The 21,750-nt window shown below is 28.7% G+C and carries 22 protein-coding genes; 10 read left to right on the forward strand and 12 right to left on the reverse strand.

Translation table 11 applies throughout. From position 1 onward, the window contains the following. Positions 1–97: 97 nt before the first annotated feature. The 5 genes from Q0997_RS08365 to rpsF form a co-directional block, all read right to left on the reverse strand. On the reverse strand, positions 98–565 hold the full coding sequence (locus tag Q0997_RS08365; protein WP_299887332.1) for a DUF6495 family protein: 468 nt from the start codon (positions 563–565) through the stop codon (positions 98–100). Positions 566–579: 14 nt separating this feature from the next. After that, on the reverse strand, positions 580–1,476 hold the full coding sequence (locus Q0997_RS08370; protein WP_299887335.1) for a glycerophosphodiester phosphodiesterase family protein: 897 nt from the start codon (positions 1,474–1,476) through the stop codon (positions 580–582). A 92-nt stretch (positions 1,477–1,568) separates the two neighbouring features. Next, positions 1,569–2,018, reverse strand: a complete 450-nt coding sequence (gene rplI / locus Q0997_RS08375) for a 50S ribosomal protein L9 (RefSeq protein ID WP_299887337.1) — start codon at positions 2,016–2,018, stop codon at positions 1,569–1,571. A gap of 13 nt (positions 2,019–2,031) precedes the next feature. Continuing rightward, the gene (gene rpsR / locus Q0997_RS08380; RefSeq protein ID WP_299887340.1) at positions 2,032–2,328 is read right to left on the reverse strand and encodes a 30S ribosomal protein S18; all 297 of its coding nucleotides are present in this window, start codon (positions 2,326–2,328) and stop codon (positions 2,032–2,034) included. A 2-nt stretch (positions 2,329–2,330) separates the two neighbouring features. After that, complete coding sequence (gene rpsF / locus Q0997_RS08385; protein WP_299887343.1) at positions 2,331–2,669, reverse strand: 30S ribosomal protein S6; 339 nt, start codon at positions 2,667–2,669, stop codon at positions 2,331–2,333. Between the two features lie 210 nt (positions 2,670–2,879). Here rpsF and Q0997_RS08390 point away from each other — a divergent pair, with 210 nt between their 5' ends. Continuing rightward, entirely contained in the window at positions 2,880–3,575 is a 696-nt protein-coding gene (locus tag Q0997_RS08390; protein ID WP_299887345.1) for a LytTR family DNA-binding domain-containing protein, read from the forward strand. 53 nt (positions 3,576–3,628) lie between these two features. Here Q0997_RS08390 and Q0997_RS08395 read toward each other — a convergent pair whose 3' ends face one another. Next, positions 3,629–4,441 carry a hypothetical protein gene (locus Q0997_RS08395; protein ID WP_299887348.1) on the reverse strand — a complete coding sequence of 271 codons (813 nt, stop codon included), beginning with the start codon at positions 4,439–4,441 and terminating at the stop codon, positions 3,629–3,631. Positions 4,442–4,443: 2 nt separating this feature from the next. Continuing rightward, positions 4,444–4,995, reverse strand: a complete 552-nt coding sequence (locus tag Q0997_RS08400) for a sigma-70 family RNA polymerase sigma factor (protein ID WP_299887352.1) — start codon at positions 4,993–4,995, stop codon at positions 4,444–4,446. Between the two features lie 95 nt (positions 4,996–5,090). On the opposite strand from Q0997_RS08400, the gene Q0997_RS08405 reads away from it, so the two are divergent. From Q0997_RS08405 to Q0997_RS08440, 8 genes are all read left to right on the forward strand, one after another. Continuing rightward, positions 5,091–5,558 (forward strand): hypothetical protein, encoded by a 468-nt coding sequence (locus Q0997_RS08405; RefSeq protein ID WP_299887355.1) that lies wholly within the window; start codon positions 5,091–5,093, stop codon positions 5,556–5,558. Positions 5,559–5,629: 71 nt separating this feature from the next. Then, positions 5,630–6,088: a hypothetical protein gene (locus Q0997_RS08410; protein WP_299887358.1), complete on the forward strand. Its 459-nt coding sequence runs from the start codon at positions 5,630–5,632 to the stop codon at positions 6,086–6,088. A gap of 46 nt (positions 6,089–6,134) precedes the next feature. Then, complete coding sequence (locus tag Q0997_RS08415; protein ID WP_299887361.1) at positions 6,135–8,846, forward strand: CHAT domain-containing tetratricopeptide repeat protein; 2,712 nt, start codon at positions 6,135–6,137, stop codon at positions 8,844–8,846. A gap of 42 nt (positions 8,847–8,888) precedes the next feature. Further along, positions 8,889–10,490, forward strand: coding sequence for a vitamin K epoxide reductase family protein (locus Q0997_RS08420; protein ID WP_299887364.1), 1,602 nt, complete (start codon positions 8,889–8,891; stop codon positions 10,488–10,490). 5 nt (positions 10,491–10,495) lie between these two features. Further along, on the forward strand, positions 10,496–12,682 hold the full coding sequence (locus Q0997_RS08425; protein WP_299887366.1) for a peptidase domain-containing ABC transporter: 2,187 nt from the start codon (positions 10,496–10,498) through the stop codon (positions 12,680–12,682). 93 nt (positions 12,683–12,775) lie between these two features. Continuing rightward, positions 12,776–13,000, forward strand: coding sequence for a hypothetical protein (locus tag Q0997_RS08430; RefSeq protein ID WP_299887369.1), 225 nt, complete (start codon positions 12,776–12,778; stop codon positions 12,998–13,000). 132 nt (positions 13,001–13,132) lie between these two features. Continuing rightward, positions 13,133–13,306, forward strand: a complete 174-nt coding sequence (locus Q0997_RS08435) for a hypothetical protein (RefSeq protein WP_299887372.1) — start codon at positions 13,133–13,135, stop codon at positions 13,304–13,306. Positions 13,307–13,359: 53 nt separating this feature from the next. Then, positions 13,360–14,649 carry an HlyD family efflux transporter periplasmic adaptor subunit gene (locus Q0997_RS08440; RefSeq protein WP_299887375.1) on the forward strand — a complete coding sequence of 430 codons (1,290 nt, stop codon included), beginning with the start codon at positions 13,360–13,362 and terminating at the stop codon, positions 14,647–14,649. A 4-nt stretch (positions 14,650–14,653) separates the two neighbouring features. On the opposite strand, the gene priA is transcribed toward Q0997_RS08440, so the two are convergent. From priA to nadC, 4 genes are read right to left on the reverse strand one after another with little or no spacing between them, the layout of a single operon-like run. Further along, complete coding sequence (gene priA / locus Q0997_RS08445; protein WP_299887376.1) at positions 14,654–17,107, reverse strand: primosomal protein N'; 2,454 nt, start codon at positions 17,105–17,107, stop codon at positions 14,654–14,656. Between the two features lie 54 nt (positions 17,108–17,161). Further along, positions 17,162–17,584 (reverse strand): DUF2147 domain-containing protein, encoded by a 423-nt coding sequence (locus tag Q0997_RS08450; protein ID WP_299887377.1) that lies wholly within the window; start codon positions 17,582–17,584, stop codon positions 17,162–17,164. Then, positions 17,577–18,524, reverse strand: a complete 948-nt coding sequence (locus Q0997_RS08455; protein WP_299887380.1) for a YihY/virulence factor BrkB family protein — start codon at positions 18,522–18,524, stop codon at positions 17,577–17,579. The genes Q0997_RS08450 and Q0997_RS08455 overlap by 8 nt, the downstream gene beginning before the upstream one ends. Before the next feature lie 49 nt (positions 18,525–18,573). Beyond that, a complete protein-coding gene (gene nadC / locus Q0997_RS08460; protein ID WP_299887382.1) occupies positions 18,574–19,434 on the reverse strand; it encodes a carboxylating nicotinate-nucleotide diphosphorylase in 861 nt (286 codons plus the stop codon). Positions 19,435–19,549: 115 nt separating this feature from the next. Between nadC and rlmH the strand changes: the two genes are divergently transcribed. After that, on the forward strand, positions 19,550–20,023 hold the full coding sequence (rlmH, locus tag Q0997_RS08465; RefSeq protein WP_299887384.1) for a 23S rRNA (pseudouridine(1915)-N(3))-methyltransferase RlmH: 474 nt from the start codon (positions 19,550–19,552) through the stop codon (positions 20,021–20,023). Here the strand turns inward: rlmH and Q0997_RS08470 are convergent, their stop codons facing one another. Beyond that, the gene (locus tag Q0997_RS08470) at positions 20,024–21,652 is read right to left on the reverse strand and encodes a sodium:alanine symporter family protein (protein ID WP_299887386.1); all 1,629 of its coding nucleotides are present in this window, start codon (positions 21,650–21,652) and stop codon (positions 20,024–20,026) included. Positions 21,653–21,750 lie beyond the last annotated feature (98 nt).

The following is a 21,750-nucleotide window of genomic DNA, read 5'->3' on the forward strand; positions in this document are numbered from 1 at the left end:
ATTTAGGTTCCGCATCTAGTACGTGAAAACAAAAATAGTTGTTTAGTTATAAATAACGAAAGTTAATTAATGAGATTCCTGTCTTCGAAGGAATTAGTTAATTTATAAGTTTAAACATATAATTATATAACTCGCCTTTAGTAATGTTAGATCCCTGTTGAATGAATGTAAACCTATCTAGGTTTTTATCGTCACTATAGTCTTTTTTTGCTTGCACAAACTCTACATCATCATGCATTAAATTTTCACGAAGCCATGTAAAACCCTCTGCTGTCGTTAAATCTTGTTCTGCCTTAACTTTTATCCCAATTAAATGCATATGATCTTCATTTAAAGCAAATAAATGTATCTCTTTAGGAGATATATGTTCTAAATATTTTGCTTGATTTAAAACACCTTCCCAAACCAAGTCACTAAATATATCTAATTCTTGCTCTGCAACTTCTGGTTTGTTTGTTTTTATATCTTGCCACTCATCTCCAGTTATAGATTGTGTTGCTAAAAAGTTTATAAATTCCTGGTGTAATTCTTCAAACTGTTCTTTTGTAAGTCTAGAATATTTCATCTTATTTTTTTATTCTATTTAGTAATATTTAATGCTTTTGCAGTTGCAAAAGGTCTGTCTGTAGCAAAAACATCTATTCCTTTTTCTCTCCATACTTTATATGGTACATCTCCTTTTGTTTTTGCTTGTTTATCTAAGTTCCCTAAAGTTCCTAAAATAGTTTTAATACCATGAGATTGTACTTTTTTGTAAAACTCATTAGGAGCTAATCTTGTTCCTGTAAAAGCCAACATGTTTTCTGTAGGAATATTAGAATGCAATAACCAATCTAATTCCTTTTCATTTCTTGCAGATACCGATAATAATAACTCAGGTGCTAACTTATATGCAGCTTGGGCTTGTTTTATATCATAAGTAATTATTAGACAAACATCTTCTGCTTTTTCTGCCTTAATAGCTTGTATTACTTCAGTCACGGCAACACTACGTTTAATATCCACCGTTAGCACTACATTATTTGATTTTGCCCATTTTAGAACCTCTGTAAACAAAGGAATCTTAAAGGTTGTTTCATTACCATAATCATCTTCAAGATTAAAAACATTTAATTCTTGATACGTATAATCTATTAACTTTCCAGTTCCTGTTGTTGTTCTTTCTAAACTATTATCATGTAATAATACTAGTTTATTATCTTTTGTTTTTGCTACATCAATTTCATAGATAGCTGGAATACTATCATTAACATACTGCAATGTTTCTAAACAGTTTTCTGGGTAGTTCTTAATACTTTTCCCACCACGATGCACACTTATAATTGGTGCAGCTTTTGGATTATATTTAAAAACTTCTATTAAAGCAGATTTTTTAATGTTTTGTATTTTGGTTTCAGTTGAAACCACGGTATTAGAAACCTCCTTCTTGCAAGACGCAAATAGAGCTATTAATAGTATATAATATAAATACTTCATAATTAGTTTTTCCGCGACAGCGAAATAATATTAATTAAAAAAACCGTTTAGAGTAGAGCTCCAAACGGTTTTAATATTGTATTGATTAAAGATTAAGCTTGCGCTACAACTTCAAACTGAATGTCTGCAGATACTTCTCTATGTAAACGTACAGAAGCATCATACTTCCCTAAACGCTTAACATTTCCACCTACCACTGAGATGAATTTCTTATCTATAGAGTGACCAGCTTTTTCTAAAGCTTCTGCAACATTAATGTTGTTTACAGAACCAAATAACTTGTCTCCTTGACCAGTTTTTGAAGCGATCTTAATTTCTAATGCTTTGATAGCTTCAGCAGTTGCTGTAGCATCTTCGATTTCTTTCTTTTCTTTAAATGCACGTTGCTTTAAGTTTTCAGCTAAAACTTTCTTTGCAGAAGTTGTTGCCAATACAGCGTGACCTGAAGGAATTAAAAAGTTTCTACCATAACCGTTCTTAACCGTTACAACATCGTCTTTAAATCCTAAATTTTCAACGTCTTGTTTTAATATAAGTTCCATTGTTATGATAATTTTATTTTAATAAATCTGTTACGTATGGTAATAACGCTAAGTGACGCGCTCTTTTTACTGCTACAGATACTTTTCTTTGATACTTTAAAGATGTTCCTGTTAAACGTCTTGGTAAAATTTTGCCTTGTTCGTTAATAAAACCTAATAACCAATCTGCATCTTTATAATCTACATACTTGATTCCAGATTTTTTGAAACGGCAATACTTTTTATTCTTGCTCGTATCTATATTTAAAGGCGTTAAATATCTAATTTCGCCTTCTTTCTTTCCTTTTGCTTGTTGTTCTATAGATGCCATAATTACGCTTTTTGTTTTAATTTAGCTCTTCTTCTTTCTGCCCACGAAATCGCGTGCTTGTCTAAAGAGACAGTTAAGTAACGCATAAAACGCTCATCACGTCTAAACTCTACTTCTAAAGGGTTAATGTGTTCACCGTCTACAGTGTACTCAAATAAGTGGTAAAATCCACTTTTTTTGTTTTGAATTGGGTAAGCTAATTTTTTTAAGCCCCAATCTTCTTTGGCTACCATCTTTGCTCCTCTTGAAGTAAGAAATTCTTCGTATTTCTTTACTGTTTCCTTTATCTGAGTTTCAGATAAAACGGGATTTAAGATGAAAACAGTTTCATAATGATTCATAAAAATCTATTTTATTGTGTTAAAAATGAGTGCAAAAATAACTCTTTTTATTAAACCTCACAATAAATAAATAGCATTTTTACACTAATTTTAATCCGTTCAATTAAGACTATAGAAAATGTTAAAATTTACATTTTAGCGGTGTTTTTTGGTTTTAATCCGAATTTTTTGTAACATTGTCGATAAATAAACCCAAATAACCAAAACGCTATGTTTTTAAATTGTGTAGTAGTTGATGACTCAGCAATACAAAGATTATCTATAGTTAAGCTTATTGAAAATAACAGTTCGCTTAATCTAGTTGCAGAATACAGCAGCGCATTAGAAACTAAAAATGGATTGAACACTCATAAAGTGGATCTTATATTTTTAGATATAGAAATGCCTGTATTAAATGGTTTTGAACTTTTAGATGTATTAAATAATAAGCCTCAAATTATTTTTGTTACAGGTAAAACAGAATATGCATTTAAAGCTTTTAATTACGACGCTACAGATTATCTACAAAAACCAATTACTCGCGAACGTTTTAATCAAGCTGTTGATAAAGCTGTAGAACAACACAAACTTAAGTTAGACTTTAACGAAGTTGAAGGTGAGCATATATTTGTAAAAAGTAATCTTAAAAAACGTAAAGTATATATTAGGGATATTAAATGGATTGAAGCTCTTGGTGACTATGTAAAATTAGTAACTGAAGATACTTCTCTTGTTGTATTATCTACAATGAAAGCTTTTGAAGGGGAATTACCAGAAGGGAAATTTTTAAGAATTCATAAATCCTACATTGTAAATTTAGATAAAGTAGATCGATTTAACAGTAAAAATGTTGAAGTTGGGTCTTACGAAATACCATTAAGTAGAAATAAAAAGACATTGCTTGTTGATGCTTTAAATAATATCTAATAAAAATTATTTATAATAAAAAAGGCCAACTTATATAAGTTGGCCTTTTTTATTTAGTTATACTTTAATTCTTCAATCTTATCTAGTAATTCTTTTGCTTGCTCTTTTTTAAAATAAGACTCTTGAATTATTTTGTTTAGTACACTTTTAGCTTCAGAAAGCTTATTTGCCTTCACATATAATAAGCTTTTATACCAGAATCCTTTTTCGGCATCAATTAAATTAGTATTAATTAATTCGTTTAATATAATTTCTGCCTCATTATACTCTTTTAGTTCTATATGTGATACTGCTTTGTATATATATAATGAACTATAGTCCTTTTCTTTCTCTAAACTTTTATTAAAAAGATTAAGGGCTTTTCTATATTCCTTCTTTTTAAATTCCTTTTCTGCTACAACTAATTCTTTTTCTAAGGCATCTTCACCTCTACTTCTAAAAGAAACCAACTCTTCTTTATGTATATATTCTGCATAAAGCTCATTTGTACTTAAAGAGGTATTAGAAACAAAAAAGTTAATTACTAAGAGTAATAATACAATTGCAGCTGCACCAGTAAAAAGCATTAAAACTCGTTTACTATTTTTTTCCTTACGTTTTAATAATACTTTTTTAATTTCATTTTTTAATTTTTGGGTTTGTTCATCTTTAAACAAATTGTCATACTCTTCTAGTTCTTTTGTATTTTCATTAGCTACAAAATTCCAGTCTTTTTGATTTAATCCTTCAGAAATCTGTTTTTCTAGATTATACATCTCCCTGAAAGTTTCATCATTATTAATTCTTTTTAGGAAATTTTCTCTTTCTTCCTCAGATAATTCATTTCTTAAAAAGCGTTCTATTAGTATGTCTTCTTCTAAACTCATATTTAAATTAATGATCTAAATCTTATATCATTTTTAATTAATTCGGTCAACTTCTTTTTACATTTAAAAACACGTTGCCGTACAACAGATTCAGAATTATACTCAGTATTTTCAACTATCTCACTATATGGCATTCTAGCAAAAAAAAGATTTAAAATCTCCTTACAATTAGTAGAAATTTCATTTAATTTTTCAACAAATAATTCTTGCCTTTTTTGCTCTATAAGTGCTAAAGAATTATCTCTATAATCACTCACTAGTTCAACAAACTCTTTATTTGTTACCCGTTTTTTATAACTATTTAATTCTCTTCTCCACAAATTTTTACAAACAGTAAAAAAATAAGCATCAAAACTACTATTAATTGAAATACCTTCTTTTCTATGACGAACAGAAATTTGCAATAATGCTTTTTGAAAAATATCCTCAGCATCTTGCTCATTTCCTTTATTTTGAAGTATAAATTTTCTTACTAAGTAAAAATTTGTTTCATATATTTTTGCTATAGTTTTCGAATCTCCTTTTACTAGCGCATTTAAAAAACTCTCTTCCATTTATTAAAATTGATAAGCAAAAATAAAATTTTATACTTTCGCATGGGTAACATTATACTTTTTTATGAACATGGGAAAAAATAAAACATAAAAACATGAAAAAACAGACTCTAATTAAACTAGTGCTTATCTCTTTAGTAACTATTTTATCAAGTGGTTTTACCATTATAGATAAAAGTTTATTAAATAATAAAACTAATATTAACAGTATAAGTGAATATACTGATGAAATATTAGTATCCTATCCACCTGGATCTAATATCACAGATATTAGAAACTGTATTATTAATAGTTTTAATGGTCAAATATTACAAATTACACCATGCCCATCTAACCCCAATATAGAAACATTAAAATTTTTCAACCTTTTGTTTCAAAAAGGAGATACTAATGGGGTTTATGATGGTACAGATACTGATAGAAAAGGGTTTCTAAATTCAAATGCAATGTATGTTAGTCAACAACAAATATTAGATACAATGGCCAATTGCAATGCATTTATATTTGCTTATTATGGAAACCAAGACTGTGGTAGTTTTGGTGCATTTCAGAGTGGCTTTTAATTTTTTTTAATGATAGAAAACTAAATTTCACTTTTTTTACTATGACATTCACACACATAAATAAAAAGATTATGAAAAAGAGTATTTTAATTAAACTAATGCTAATTTTTATAGCTGCTTTTATATCAAGTAGTTATACTAAAAATAACAAAAACTTATTAAATAATAATATTAATGGAGATTATACTGATGAAATAGTTGTATCCTATCCTCCTGGATCTAATATTACTAATATTAGAAACTGTATTAGTAAAAATTTTAATGCTCAAATATTACAAATCACACCATGCCCTTCTAACCCTAATATAGAAACATTAAAGTTTTACAATGTTTTGTTTCCTAAAGAAGATACTAATGGGGTTTATGATGGTCAAGATCCAGATCAAGAAGCACCGCCGCCTTATTTATATGCAACTTATATTAGTCAACAACAAATATTAAATACAATGGCTAATTGTAATGCTTTTATATTTGCATATTCTGGAAACCAAGACTGTGGTAGTTTTGGAGCTTTTCAAAGCGGTTTTTAAATTCGTTATTAACACATAAATTTAATTTTTAATAATATTATATATTGTGAGATATAGCTATCCACTTTTTGTTTTACTTTTTGTATTTGGTTTTAAAGAAGCAAAAGCTCAATACAATAGTAAAGACATTATAATTTTAGATAAACAAAAAGAACTTAATGAAAAAAGAGTGGATAGTATATTATATACTATTACTAATAAAGATTCCTTATATGCACAAATAGCGCATAATTTCTCTTACTTCTTTTACAAACAAAAAAAAGAATATAATCTAGCTATTAAATATGGTATTATTGAAGTAAATACATTAGATAATTTAAAAATAAAAAATGAAAATCATACTAATGCGTTATATAATATAGGTAAATTCTATTTTATTAAGAATCAGTATGAAAATGCTATCGCCTATTACAAAAAAGCAATAAAGTCAAACGCTTTTCCTCTTAAAGTAGCTCAGTCTTATTGCATGTTAGGTGAATGTTATTTTAGAAAAGGGGACTATTATAAATCTATTAACCACTATACAAAAGGCATATCTTTATTAGAAAAACTTAATAGCTATAAAACTACTTTAATTGCCAAATGCAATAATTTATCTAGAGTATGTAATAAAATGGATACTCCTAAAAGCACAAAAATTGGACTATTTTACTTAAATAAAGCAGATAGTATTATAAAAAACACTTCAAATCTTAAAGTTGACGATCGCTCTGTATATTCTTTAAACGTAGGATTTGCTAATTTATATGCTTTAAAACATCAATATAATTTAAAAAAAGCTAAACATTATTATTTAAAAAACCTTAATAAAGCTACTAAAGAAAAAAACGATAAAATGATTGCTAATTCCTGTTTAAATATAGGAGAGTTATATTTAAAATCTAAAAATGATAGCTGTATTTATTTTTTTAAAAAAAGTATAAAATATGATTCTATAAATAAAATAGACATATATGAAACTTATAGGAATACAGCTAATTACTATATAAGTAAAAATAAATTCCAGAAAGCTCTAATAGATATAGAAAAGTCTTTGGCTTATAGTTTTAATGTTAAAAATTATAATGCTATTAATAACTTATCTTCAAAACAGATATTAAACATTGGAGATAAAATTAGTATCGTTGGAGCATTAAGAACTAGAACAGAAACCCTTATACATTTATACAATTCTACAAAAAACAAAGAGTTTCTATATAAAGCAATCAATATAGTAAACTTTAACGATAAACTAGTTGAACTTCTTTTAAATCATAGTAATGAAATAGATACTAAGTTACTTTGGAGAAATGAAACTTCTAAAACTTATATCTTAGGTGTAAAAGCTGCTTATATACTACAAGATGAAGTAACCATGCATAATTTCATGGAAAAAAATAGAGCTTTATTATTAATACAAAGTATAAAACAAAATATTTCGCAACTATCACTACCTATAAATTTAGCAAACAAAAGAATAGAACTTAAAGAAAGAATTTTAAAACTTGAGGATATTATCGATAAAAATCAAGGCTCAAATTCGTATTCGAAAGCAAAAGATTCTTTATTTAATTTAAAAGAGAAATATGCTGTATTTAATGATTCTATAAGTAAAATACATCCAAATTATTTTAATAATAATTTAAAACCAACATCACTAGAAGATGTTAAAAGCAATCTTGATAATTCCTCTATTATTGTATCTTACATTTCTAATACTATAAACACAGAAGAAACTGCCTTCTATGGATTAATTATTTCTAATAAAAATCAATATTCCTTTGAGGTTAAAAACGTTAATAGCCTACTTAAAAATGCAATTACATTTAAAAACTTAATTTCTAAACCTCTTAAAACAAAAAAAGAATTAGATTCGTTTAAAAAAACAGCATATAACCTCTATAATCAACTTTTCCCAGGAGATAGCTTAAAACAAATAATAAAAAACAAGCATTTAGTTATCATTCCTGGCACTATATTCCAAAATATTCCTTTTGAAGCTTTAAATGTTGATAAAAACGCTCTTAAATACTTAATTGAAGAAAACGACATTAGTTACACCTATTCTATGTCTTTTTCAGATAAGAATAATGAAGTCGTAAGAAATACCACTAAAGATTTTGTTGGTTTCTCTCCTGTTGAATTCGAAAATAAAAACCTAATAACTCTAGACAACACGGAAGAAGAAGTAGTAGCAATAAATGATATTTTAGATGGAGAAATATACACTCATAAAAAATCAAGTAAAAAAACATTTATAGAAAGCGGATTAAATTCAAAAATTATTCATTTAGCTACACATGCAAATTCTTCACAAAAACCAGAAATATACTTTACTAGAGACACTTTAAAATTACATGAACTCTACACATTAAGAAATAATGCAGACTTAGTTGTTTTAAGTGCCTGCGAAACAAATTTAGGTGCTATAAAAAAAGGTGAAGGTGTTTTTAGTTTAGCTAGAGGTTTCTTCTATTCAGGTTCAAATGCAGTAGTCTCATCTCTATGGAATGTAAATGATACTTCGACTTCTTTTTTAATGAAAAATTTTTATGAAAATTTAAAAAATAAACAATCTAAAGTTAAAGCATTAAATAATGCAAAAAGGCAATATTTAAGCGAGCACAAATTATCTGAAAAATCCCCATATTACTGGGCTTCTTTTATTTTAATTGGAGACACAGATAAAACATTTCATAATAACTATTACTTACTTTATCTCTTAGGGTTTATAATACTTCTCATTTTATTTTCATTTTTTTTCAAAAATAAAGGGTAACAAACTTACAATTATTGAACAGGTCGGAAAAATAATCAAATTTTGAAAGACAGTTTAATAAGCATTACACAAAAACTATTAAAAGAAAACAAAATTTCTTTTGATAAAGAGGAGCTCATATTTCAAATACAAAGTCATCCTTCATATCCAAGTCTGCATGCCATTACAGGTGTTTTAGATCACTTTAACATTGAAAATATCGCTGCAGAAGTACCAATTAATAATGATACTCTAAAGCAATTACCTGATTCTTTTATCGCACAAATAGTAACAGATACAGGAAAAGATTTAGTTACAGTTAGTAAACTTCAAAATAAATCTGCATACACTATATTTTTTGAATCCAAAAAGAAAAAAGAATTCTCAGTAACTAACTTCTTAGAAGTATTTACTGGAATTATAGTTGTTGTTGAAAAAACAGAAAATCAACAACAAAAAACAAAAAATAAATTTATAAGCACAGTTCTATTGAGTGCTATTATTTTATTGACTATAGTATTATTGATTACAAAGAATACTTCGGTATTAGATTTTGTATATATAGGCTTATCTGTGTTTGGAGTTGTTGTAAGTTACAGTATTACTAAACAAGAGTTGGGAACAACTACTGCTATTGGGGAAACTTTCTGCTCCGGCAATAACGACAAAAAAGATTGCGATGCTGTTTTAAACTCTAAAGGAGCAACCCTAGTTAAAGAACATAAAATTAGTGATCTAAGTATTATTTATTTCTCTGGATTATTACTATCTACTCTCTTAACTAGTAATTATAATCCTTTGTATTTAATTAGTTTTTTAGCACTACCAATAACATTTTATTCGATATACTACCAATACAAAATTGTAAAGACATGGTGTGTATTATGCCTAACTATTATTGGTGCTTTATGGTTACAAGCTAGTCTGGGTTTCATGAAAGTGGTAAATATATCATCTGCTTTAACCAATACTAACAACCTTATAGTTACTTTAATAGTTTTTATTAGTATTTATTTATGTTGGTATTATATAAAACCTTTAGCTAAAGGTGTAATTGAATTACAAAAAGATAAAATTGAATCTATAAGGTTTAAAAGAAATTATACTTTATTTAATAGTTTATTACAAAAATCTTCAACAAAAAACACTGTCATATCTGATGGCAGAGAAATTATTTTTGGTAATAAAGAGTCTAAATTAGAAATAACAATTATCACTAATCCATTTTGTAGTCACTGTAAGCCCGTTCACGAAACACTTAATGAGATATTAAAAAAATACAATCAATTAGTTAAGATTATCATTCGATTTAGTGTTTCAACTAATAACATTAAATCTAGTGATGTAATCGTTACTACTAGATTACTAGAGCTTTATAATTCTAAAAAACTAAATGATTGTAAACTAGCTATGAATGACATTTACCATGGAATGCCTTATAAAAAATGGCTCTCAAAATGGCAAACCACTAACGAAACTTCTCAATATTTAGAAGTCTTACAAAATGAGAAATCATGGTGCAATGATCATGCTATTAATTTCACACCAGAAATATTAATAAACGGTAAATCTTTTCCTAAAGAGTACAAGAGAACTGATTTAATTTTCTTCATTGAAGATTTACAAGAATCTTCTCAAATTATACAACCACTTGTAATAAAATAATTTTCTTGAAAAAATTTCCATACTACAAACAAACGGAGTCCAAAGATTGCGGTCCAACTTGTATTAAAATTATTGCTAAGCATTATGGCAAAACTATTAATACACAACAATTAAGAAACCTTAGCGAAACAACTCGTGAAGGCTCTAGTTTACTTGGTCTAAGTGAAGCAGCAGAATCTATTGGCTTTAAATCTTTAGGTATTAAATTAGCTTTTAATAAATTATTAGAAGCTCCATTACCATGCATTATACATTGGAATAAAAATCATTATGTAGTACTTTATAAAGTAAAAAAAGAGATACTATATATATCTGATCCCGCTCATGGACTTATCACTTTTTCAAAACAAGAATTTATTAAACACTGGATTGGTAATAATGCCAATGAAAATACAGAAGAAGGTATTGCTTTACTAATTGAGCCAACACCAAAATTCTATCAAGAAGAATTTGAAAAAGATGAGAAATTTGGATTTTCATTCATCTTTAAATACTTAATACAATACAAGAAATTTATTATTCAGCTAATTATTGGTTTATTAGCTGGTAGTTTATTGCAAGTAATACTTCCCTTTTTAACACAAAGTGTTGTAGATGTTGGTATAAAAAATCAAGACATAAATTTTGTATACTTAATTCTATTTGCTCAATTATTCTTGTTTTTAGGAAAAGCTTCTCTAGAAATTATTAGAAGCTGGATCTTACTCCACTTAAGTACCAGAATAAATATCTCTCTCATATCAGACTTCTTTATCAAGTTAATGAAATTACCTATTTCTTATTTTGATGTAAGGATGACAGGCGATTTATTACAACGTATTAATGATCATAAAAGAATTGAAAGAATACTAACGACATCTTCACTAACAGTTTTATTCTCATTTTTCAATTTAATCATTTTTAGTCTCGTTTTAGGATTCTATAGTTTGCAAATTTTTGGAGTCTTTGTACTTGGAAGCTTGTTATATTTTGGATGGGTATTATTTTTCTTCAAAAAACGAAAAGAGCTTGATTATAAACAATTTTCTGAAGTAAGTCAAGAACAAAGTAAAGTTATAGAACTTATAAATGGAATGCAAGAAATTAAACTCCATAATGCAGAAAGAAGAATGCGTTGGAATTGGGAATACGTTCAAGCTAGGTTATTTAAAGTTGCTACAAAAAGTCTGGCTTTAGAGCAAACCCAAAGTGTTGGCTCTAATCTTATTAATGAACTTAAAAACATGTTTATTACCATATTATCTGCCAAATTAGTGATTGATGGTCAAATAACTCTAGGCATGATGATGGCTATTAGTTATATCGTAGGGCAATTAAACGGACCAATTACACAACTCATAAACTTTATGAGAGACGTACAAGATGCTCAAATCTCTCTAGATAGATTAGGCGAAATACATAATATGGAAGATGAAGAAAAACCTAATGATGAAAAAGTCACAAATATTCCTATAAATACCCCAATTAAATTAAATAACATCTCATTTAAATATACAGGAGGTTTAGAACCTGTAATTAAAAACTTAACTCTAGAAATACCTGCTAATAAAACTACTGCTATTGTTGGTGTTAGTGGTAGTGGTAAAACGACTTTAATGAAACTATTACTAGGTTTTTACAACGTAGATGCTGGAGATATTTCTATTAGCAACTTCAACTTTAAAAATATTTCTCAAAAAGAATGGCGAAAAAACTGTGGTGTAGTTATGCAAGAAGGTTACATCTTTAATGATACCATAGCCAAAAACATTGCTGTAGGTCAAGATTATGTTGATAAGGAGAAATTAGCTCATGCAATTGATGTCGCGAATATCTCAGATTATATAGACGGATTACCACTAGGCTACAATACTAAAATTGGTAGTGAAGGTAGTGGATTAAGTACCGGGCAAAAACAACGCTTACTAATTGCTAGATCTGTATATAAAAACCCTCAATTTTTATTTTTTGACGAGGCAACTTCTGCTCTTGATGCCAATAATGAAAAAGTAATTATGGAGAAACTAAACACCTTTTTCGCAGATAAAACTGCCGTAGTGATAGCGCATAGATTAAGTACTGTAAAAAATGCTCATCAAATAGTAGTATTAGATAAAGGTAAAATAGTAGAGCAAGGAAATCACCAAGAACTTATACAATTGAAAGGAAGTTATTACCACTTAGTTAAAAACCAATTAAACTTAGGTAAATAATATTAAAATATTCTCTCGCGAGGAATAGACGCAAAACTTGAGTGTCTCTAAAAAATTCAAGGATACAAATCAACTTTATTAATTATTTAAATTATGAAAAAACAAATTTTAAACTTAGGAAAAGCTTTAAACAAAGTAGAACAAAAACAAATTAATGGAGGCTCAGCTTGTGCATACTACCACCAATACAACTTATGCTTTGGTCCAGTTCCTGGCTGTTTACCTTGTGGGCGAATGGATGATTATCCCGGTGCATCAACTTGCGGTTTATTAACACATGCAAGCTGTGAAGGTGATATCTCTTTTAATCAATTTTAGAAAACTAAAAACAAACAACTAGATGCTTAGTCTAGTTGTTTGCTAATCTATTTTATAGATAGCTAAATAGACACAATTCTTGAGTGTCTTTAAAAAAATTAAGAATCTTATTAATTTTTAAAAGAATTTAAAATGAAAAAATCAATTTTAAATATTGGAAAAGCTTTAAACAAGGCTGAATTAAAAACAATAAATGGTGGCGAAATAACATTTTGCAATAATCCTGGAGGACACTGTGATCTTCATCACATTTGCGAACCTTGGATGGGGCGAACTGGTATTTGTATTAGTGTAGACATTATATAATTGTAAAACAATAAGAGCACGGTTAGTACGTGCTCTTATTAAATCTTTAATTTATGCCACATACTATTCAAAATACAGAAATACGAAGCGAAGAAGTTCAAGAAATACTTACTAAAGTTCCCAATTGGATGATTAGGTATGGTAATACTCTTATACTAGTACTTATTATTATGTTATTGCTTATTTCTTGGTTTATTAAATATCCAGATGTAATATCGTCTCAAGTAATGATAACTACAGCTTTACCTCCAGAAAAAATATATACAAAATCAATAGGGCAATTCGAAGTATTTTTAGCTAGTGAAGGTGAAAAAGTTAAAGAGAACCAAGTATTAGCTGTTATAGAAAATAGTGCCTTCTATAAAGACGTTTTATTATTAAAAAGTATTGTTGATTCTATTAATTATCATGATGAAAGCTTCTCTTTTCCTTTAGATCAACTTACTCCTTTAGCATTAGGAGATATAAATACTAGTTTTTCTCAATTTGAGAATAGCTATTCAGATTATAAATTAAATAAAGAATTAACACCTTACGAACCTGAAACTTTTGCTAATACTATGTCTGTACTAGAAGCAAAAGGAAGGTTACAAAATTTACTATATCAAAAGGACTTAAATAAAAAAGAATTAGAGTTCAAAGAAAAAGATTTAGAAAGAAGCGAAAAACTATTCAAGAAAGGTATTATCGCAGAAAATGAGCTAGATAAAAAGGAAATAAGTTTTCTTCAGGCAAAACGATCATATCAAAACATGAGTTCATCTATATCCCAAATGCGAGACCTAATAAATAACTCTAATAAAAATATAAAAGGAACTTCTATAAAAAAAACCCAGAATGAGGTTAGATTAAAGAAAAAAGCAATTCAATCTTTTCTAAATTTAAAAAGAGCCATAAAAGAATGGGAGAGACAATATGCTTTAATCTCTTCTATTAATGGAAAAGTGTCATATCTTTCATTTTGGAACAAAAATCAAACTGTAAAGAATGGAGATTTAATTTTTACTATTATCCCCAATACAAGCGAATCTTTTATTGGTAAAATTAAGGCTCCTATAGTTAATTCAGGAAAAATTAAGACAGGTCAAAAAGTACAAATTAAGCTATTAAATTATCCTTCTGATGAATACGGAGAACTTAATGGAAAAGTAAAATCTATCTCACTTATTCCTGATCAAGAAAATAATTATCTAATAGATGTTGAATTACCAAAAGACCTTAAAACTACATATGGAAAAACAATCCTTTTTAAACAAGAAATGAGAGGAACAGCAAATATTATAACTGAAGATTTAAAATTAATAGAACGTTTCTTTTACCAACTAAAAAAAGCAATAGGATAATCTATTAATAATTATCCACATTAATAATCACACGAACAGACCTGAAATCTTTAACAGCTTCAAAACTGTTATTAATTTTTCGTATGGCTTCTTTTGTTTTTCCTAAAGATTGTTTCTGTGGAATTTTAATCAATATATTCTTAAGGTATAAATTTCTTATTCGTGATACTGGTGGAAATTCTGGTCCTAAAACATTAGATTTAAAAACTTGTCGAAGTGATTTTGCAAACCAATCACTTGCCTGCTCTACTCTATTATAATCTCTGTGTTTAAATGTTATTTTTATTAATCTATAATATGGTGGATACTTAAAATTGTAACGCTCTTGTAATTGTTCTTCAAACATACCCTTATAATCGTTTGTAGAGACTTGCTGTACTATTTTATGATATGGATTATACGTTTGAATTAGTACTTTACCACGTTTTTCTGTTCGGCCAGCTCTACCAGACACTTGCAACATTAATTGAAAACTACGTTCATGTGCTCTAAAATCTGGAAAGTTTAGCATATTATCTGCATTCATAATACCTACTAGCTTTACATTTCTAAAATCTAAACCTTTAGTTAGCATTTGCGTGCCTACCAAAATATCTATTTCTTGTTGTTCTAATGCCGTGATTATTTTCTCGTAACCATATTTACCACGAGTAGTATCTAAATCCATACGCGCAACATTATAATTTGGAAATATCGTTTTCACCTCAGCTTCTATCTGTTCTGTACCAAAACCTTTACTATCTAAACCAGCTGTACCACAAGCCATACATTTTTGCAACATAGCAATAGTATGCCCACAATAATGACATCGTAGCTGACTACGGTATTGGTGATAAGTTAAACTCACATCACAATTAGGACATTGTGGCGATTCGCCACATGTATTACATTCTACAATTGGAGAATAACCTCTACGATTCTGAAACAAAATAACCTGATGTCCTTCTTCCAAAGTCTCGGTAATTTCTGTTATTAGCCTATCGCTGAAATGGCCTTTCATTCTCTTTTTCTTATGCTTATCTGCTATGTCTACAATTTCTATTTCTGGCAATTGAACATTATTATACCGTCTATTTATTTCAACAAATCCATATTTGTTTTCCTTAGCATTATGATAAGATTCTAGGCTAGGTGTTGCACTTCCTAATAGAATTTTTGCTTTATGCATATTAGCTAAAACAATAGCTGTATCTCTTGCGTGATAGCGTGGTGCAGGATCAAATTGCTTGAAAGATTGTTCATGCTCCTCGTCTACAATTATTAACCCTAAGTCATTAAAAGGTAAAAATATAGAAGAACGTGCACCTAAAATAATTTTAGCTTTTACCGAATTATTTAAGACATTATTATACACTTCAACACGTTCGTGAGCAGAATATTTACTATGAAAAACAGCTACTTGCTCTCCAAAATAATTTTGCAAACGCTTAACTAATTGTGTTGTTAAAGCTATTTCAGGCAATAAGTATAATACTTGTCTTTTACTAGCTATCATAGCCTCTATAAGCTTAACGTATACCTCTGTTTTTCCAGAAGAAGTCACACCGTGTAATAGTGTTGTATTATAGGTTTTAAATGTATCTTGTATTTGATTTAGTGCTTCTGTTTGAAATTCATTAAGTTGTTTTGAGGCTTCATTATCTTCACCTTCATATTGTACACGATCTGTTTGAATATGATACTCTTCAAGAACACCTTTATCTATTAATGCTTTTACAATTGCTGAAGATGTACCACTTTCTTTAATTAATGCTTTAACCTTTACTGGTTTTTTAGTTTTAGCCGAAATAGAAAACAATGTCATCACTACTTGTCTCTGTTTTTCAGCTCTACTTAAGTCTTCTAATAATTGATGTAAACCAACTTCTGATGTATATTCAGGTTGTAATTTTACATAACGAACATATTTAGGTTTATACTTTTCATAAATTTCTTCTTGTAAAATAATGACTTCTTTTTCAATTAATCGCTTGATTACTGGAAGGGCATTTTTTTTATCTAAAATATTAGAAATTTCATGGATTTTTAATGATGACTGATGATGCAATGCTTCATAGATTAAAAACTCATCATCTTTTAAATCTTTATCGCTTATAGTTTTATCTAAATTCCTACTTATAAGTGTTTCACTTTCAAGAATAAAAGCGCTAGGTAATGCTGTGCGCATAACGTCTCCAATAGTACACATATAGTATTTAGCAATCCATTGCCACAATTGCAATTGTATTGTATTAACTATCGGTGTTTCATCTAAAATTTGATGTATCTCTTTTGCTTCGTATATGGTTGGTGCTTTAGTATGAACATTAGCTACTAATCCAGTATAAATTTTAGTTTTCCCAAAAGGTACAGATACTCGCATACCTGGTTTTAAAAATTTAGATTCAGCCTCAGTAATACTGTATGTAAATAATTTCTCTAAAGGAATTAGTAGTATGACATCTATAAAATGATTCACAATTTGGTATTCTGTTTTCAGTCGTTACATAATAGAATTGAATAACTTTAAAAGTTATTCAATTACGCGCTTCCAGTATTGTGTTTCGTAAAAGAAACCTATGTATCCACGAACAATTAAAATGTCTTTATTATCTTCATCAAGACACAATCTTAACTTATAAACTTTACCATTATTAGGGTCTACTATAGTGCCATCTTTATAATAGTCACCGCGTTTTTTTAAGTTTTTTATAATAGTCATCCCAAGAACTGGTTTGTTATAGTCTTCTCCTTTACAATCGGTACATTTGGAATTTTTATCTTTCTCTAAAAGCACCTCCGATATTTTACCAAAAACAGTTCCATCTACTTGGTAAATTTCTACTATAGATTTCTCAATATCATTTGTGTCTACTGTTTTCCATTTCCCGAAAATAGTTTGTGAAAATCCTGAAAATGAAATTAAAAAAAGTAAGATTAATAGTGATTTATTCATTGTTATGATGCTGTTGTTTTAATCGTTTTAATGACATATTTAATTCGAAACCTAATAATAATAGGTTTGCATTAAGCCATAAATAAAACATTAATATTAGTAACGCTCCAATAGACCCATATAGTTTATTATACTGTGCGAAATTTTCTATATATAATCCAAATAAAAAGGAATTTAACATAATAAGCAAAGTTGTAAATAATGCGCCAACAGAGAAAAACTTAGAATGCCTACCTTCTTTTGTTCCAAAATAATATAAAGTAGCAGTAGCCAAATAACACATAATTACAAAAAAGGCATACTGTGCAAGACTAGCCCAAAAATCTGTTTCTCGCTTTGTATCATAGCCATAATCGTCTAACATAACCAAAACATTATCTACTACATAAATTTGAAAATAGCCAAGTCCAACAACTGTGAGTATCAATAAAAAAGCTAGAATTATTGCAACTCCTAATGCATAAATGTATTGCTTAACAACATTCCTTGTTGATTGCTCATGATACGAATTTTCAAATCCTGAAAATAACGCATTAACTCCGTTTGTCATTAAAAAAATAGAAGCAACGAATACAGTAGAAATTAATCCACTACTATTATTAATATTTTTAAAAATATTGTCATCGAAAAACTCTGTAGTAGTTGGTGGCAAAAAGGACTCTAAAAAGGCTAAAAAATCGGTTTGAAAATCTTCTATTGGTATATGAGGAATAACAACAAATAGAAATAACAAAAAAGGAAACAATGCCATGAAAAAACTATAAGCAATGGCACTTGCTCTAGAACCTAATGCTCCTTTAGCAATACCAATAACATAAAGCTCCAATAAATCGTATAGCGATAAACCTTCTAAACCTGGAAGTTTTATTTTGGTTAGTAGCTTTACCAATAAATTGACCACTGGTATTTTAGCTAATTTAGCTTCTATTTCTTGAGACACTATTATTTAAATTAGTTGGTTTCTTTAGATTTAAAAATTAGTTAGATTACTAATCTACGGCTTTTAAGCTTAAATCCATATTGTAAACAGAATGTGTTAATGCTCCAGAAGAAATATAATCGACTCCACAAAGCGCATAATCTCTAACTGTTTTTTCATTAATACCTCCAGAACTTTCTGTTAAACACTTATCTCCTATTCGTTTTACTGCTTCTTTGGTATCTTCGTAATTAAAGTTATCTATAAGAATTCTATAAACGCCATCAGACTTTAAAATTTCGTCTATTTCACCTAAATCTCTAGCTTCCACTATAATCTTTAAGTCTCTATTCGTGTCTTTTAAATATTGTTTTGTTTTATTAATAGCATTTGTTAATCCGCCAGCAAAATCTATATGATTATCTTTAAGCATAATCATATCGTATAAGGCAAACCTATGGTTTTCTCCACCTCCAATTTTTACTGCCCATTTTTCTAGGGCACGAATACCTGGAGTTGTTTTACGTGTATCTAAAATTTTTGTTCCAGTACCTTCTAACAAATCAACAAATGTCTTTGTTTTAGTAGCAATCGCACTCATACGTTGCATAGCATTTAAAACTAAACGTTCTGCTTTTAAAATAGATTGAGAAGCACCAGTAACATAAAATACAATATCTCCATATTTCACCTTGCTCCCATCTTCTATAAGCGTTTCGACAGACATATTAGGATCTACATAACTAAATACTTGTTTAGCAAATTCTACTCCTGCAATAATGCCCTCGTCTTTAACTAAAAGCTTAGCTTTTCCCATAGCAGTTTCTGGAATACAAGACAGTGAACTATGATCTCCATCTCCAACATCTTCACGTATGGCATTAGTAATTATTAATTCTATTTCTTTATCAAATTGTACTTTACTTATCATTAGGTATTAGTTTAATGCTAAAATAAGAAATTGATTTATGAATTACGACAAGCACATAATGAATTAGAATTAAAAAAAATGTAAAATCGTAATTCTGAAATTGTAACTTTGCTACATGACAATTAAACTTCTCGCCATAGGTAAGACAGACAATAAGCAATTACAAGCTTTAATGGATGAATATACTAAACGGTTAGGCTTTTATATTAAGTTTAACCTAGAGGTCATTCCAGATATAAAGAATGTAAAAAACTTAAGTGAGGCACAACAAAAACAAAAAGAAGGCGACTTAATTCTAGCTAAGCTTTCCAATACAGATGTATTAATTCTATTAGATGAAAACGGCAAACAATTTGATAGTGTCGCATTCTCTAATTATCTTCAAAAACACATGAATTCTGGTATAAAGCAATTAGTATTTGTTATTGGTGGTCCATATGGATTTAGCCAAGATGTATATAATAAAGCTAGAGGAAAAGTATCGCTTTCAAAAATGACTTTTTCTCATCAAATGGTTCGGCTTTTTGTTATTGAGCAATTGTATCGTGGTTTTACTATTTTAAAGAATGAACCTTATCATCATCGATAATTAAGAAGTCTTTACAGTTTTTATACCTTTAATTGCTTTTAAATATTTTTTCAATTCTTTTCTAACCTTAGGGAAAAGAAATAGCAATCCAATCATATTTGGAAACACTAAAGCTAGTATCATAGCATCAGAAAATTTTATTACGGCGTCTAATGTAATAGCAGCACCAAGAACAGTAAATATTAGGAAAATAATTTTGTAAGATAAATCGATAAGTTTTCCTCTTCCAAATAAATATTTCCATGACTGCAATCCATAATAAGACCAAGATAAAATAGTAGAAAATGCAAATAAAGTAACGGCAACTACTAAAACATAGGAAGAACCAGGAATCGCATTATCGAATGCCATAGACGTTAAATTAACGCCTCCAAGTCTAGAACCATCAGCCATTAAAGCTTGACCATTGATAACGTCTCCATACACAAAAACACCATCCATATTAAACATGACTATAATTATTGCCGTCATAGTACAAATTACCACAGTATCTATAAATGGTTCTAATAACCCTACTAAACCTTCAGAGGCGGCAAATTTTGTATTAACAGCAGAATGTGCTATTGCTGCAGAACCAGCTCCAGCTTCATTTGAAAATGCAGCACGTCTAAACCCTTGAATCATAACACCAATAAAACCACCTGTAATTGTTGCTTTAGGTGTAAAAGCTTCAGTTATTATCAAGTTAATAGCATCATCTACAAAACTAAAATTCGAAAAAATAATAAATAATGCAGAAGCCACATATAGCACAGCCATTAATGGTACAACTTTCTCTGTAACTTTAGCAATGCGTTTTATACCTCCAATAATTACTATACCTACAAAAATGGCAAATATTAATCCTATAATACTACCAGATGCAGATCCTTCAATTCCAAATCTACTAATAATTTGCGCTGCTGCTTGATTGGTTTGAAATGCATTTCCGCCACCAAATGAAGCTCCAACACATAAAACAGCAAAGCTTACAGCTAATATTTTTCCAAGTACAGTAAAGCCTTTTTCTTTAAGCCCTTGAGATAGGTAATACATTGGTCCGCCAAAAACATGACCGTCTTTATCTATTTCTCTATACTTAACACCTAATGTACATTCTACAAATTTTGATGACATTCCTAAAAGACCTGCCATTACCATCCAAAAAGTTGCTCCTGGACCACCAATAGAAATAGCCACTGCAACCATAGCTATATTTCCTAAACCTACAGTACCAGAAATAGCTGTTGCCAGTGCCTGAAAATGATTCACTTCTCCATGATGACTTTCATCCTTTATAGTATCCACAATATCTCCATCTACTGAATGAACATTAATTTTCATTTCTACTTGTTGTACCTCTAAAGCATCATATTTCCCTCTAACTACTTGTATTGCAGTAGGAAAATGTTTTACATTAATAAACCCAAAGTAAAAAGTAAAAAATAAGGCTCCAAGTAGTAATAGTATTAAAACAATTGGAATATTATATCCATAAATGGTAATTGGAGAAAGCACAAAAGATTCCCACCATGTAGCGAAAGGCATAAAAGCGTCATTAATCTGTTCGTCTAATCCTTTTGATTGGGCATGATTGATGAATGGAATAAAAAATAAAATTGTAATAAAAAAACTTTGTCTCGAAGCCATAATTTGGTTTTTATGATTTTCAAGCAAAGTGTAAATTTGAATACTTAATGAGTGTTATTATCAGAAAAAAGTAATATTTGTCAGTAAGTCTACTACAG

This window comes from uncultured Lacinutrix sp. (genome assembly GCF_947500325.1).
Classification (GTDB): domain Bacteria; phylum Bacteroidota; class Bacteroidia; order Flavobacteriales; family Flavobacteriaceae; genus Lacinutrix.

Excerpts from the sequence above, each read along its gene's own strand:
- Q0997_RS08365 (WP_299887332.1), bottom strand. The coding sequence starts at position 565 with ATGAAATATTCTAGACTTACAAAAGAACAGTTTGAAGAATTACACCAG.
- Q0997_RS08370 (WP_299887335.1), bottom strand. The coding sequence starts at position 1,476 with ATGAAGTATTTATATTATATACTATTAATAGCTCTATTTGCGTCTTGC.
- rplI (WP_299887337.1), bottom strand. The coding sequence starts at position 2,018 with ATGGAACTTATATTAAAACAAGACGTTGAAAATTTAGGATTTAAAGAC.
- rpsR (WP_299887340.1), bottom strand. The coding sequence starts at position 2,328 with ATGGCATCTATAGAACAACAAGCAAAAGGAAAGAAAGAAGGCGAAATT.
- rpsF (WP_299887343.1), bottom strand. The coding sequence starts at position 2,669 with ATGAATCATTATGAAACTGTTTTCATCTTAAATCCCGTTTTATCTGAA.
- Q0997_RS08390 (WP_299887345.1), top strand. The coding sequence starts at position 2,880 with ATGTTTTTAAATTGTGTAGTAGTTGATGACTCAGCAATACAAAGATTA.
- Q0997_RS08395 (WP_299887348.1), bottom strand. The coding sequence starts at position 4,441 with ATGAGTTTAGAAGAAGACATACTAATAGAACGCTTTTTAAGAAATGAA.
- Q0997_RS08400 (WP_299887352.1), bottom strand. The coding sequence starts at position 4,995 with ATGGAAGAGAGTTTTTTAAATGCGCTAGTAAAAGGAGATTCGAAAACT.
- Q0997_RS08405 (WP_299887355.1), top strand. The coding sequence starts at position 5,091 with ATGAAAAAACAGACTCTAATTAAACTAGTGCTTATCTCTTTAGTAACT.
- Q0997_RS08410 (WP_299887358.1), top strand. The coding sequence starts at position 5,630 with ATGAAAAAGAGTATTTTAATTAAACTAATGCTAATTTTTATAGCTGCT.
- Q0997_RS08430 (WP_299887369.1), top strand. The coding sequence starts at position 12,776 with ATGAAAAAACAAATTTTAAACTTAGGAAAAGCTTTAAACAAAGTAGAA.
- Q0997_RS08435 (WP_299887372.1), top strand. The coding sequence starts at position 13,133 with ATGAAAAAATCAATTTTAAATATTGGAAAAGCTTTAAACAAGGCTGAA.
- Q0997_RS08440 (WP_299887375.1), top strand. The coding sequence starts at position 13,360 with ATGCCACATACTATTCAAAATACAGAAATACGAAGCGAAGAAGTTCAA.
- Q0997_RS08450 (WP_299887377.1), bottom strand. The coding sequence starts at position 17,584 with ATGAATAAATCACTATTAATCTTACTTTTTTTAATTTCATTTTCAGGA.
- nadC (WP_299887382.1), bottom strand. The coding sequence starts at position 19,434 with ATGATAAGTAAAGTACAATTTGATAAAGAAATAGAATTAATAATTACT.
- rlmH (WP_299887384.1), top strand. The coding sequence starts at position 19,550 with ATGACAATTAAACTTCTCGCCATAGGTAAGACAGACAATAAGCAATTA.
- Q0997_RS08470 (WP_299887386.1), bottom strand. The coding sequence starts at position 21,652 with ATGGCTTCGAGACAAAGTTTTTTTATTACAATTTTATTTTTTATTCCA.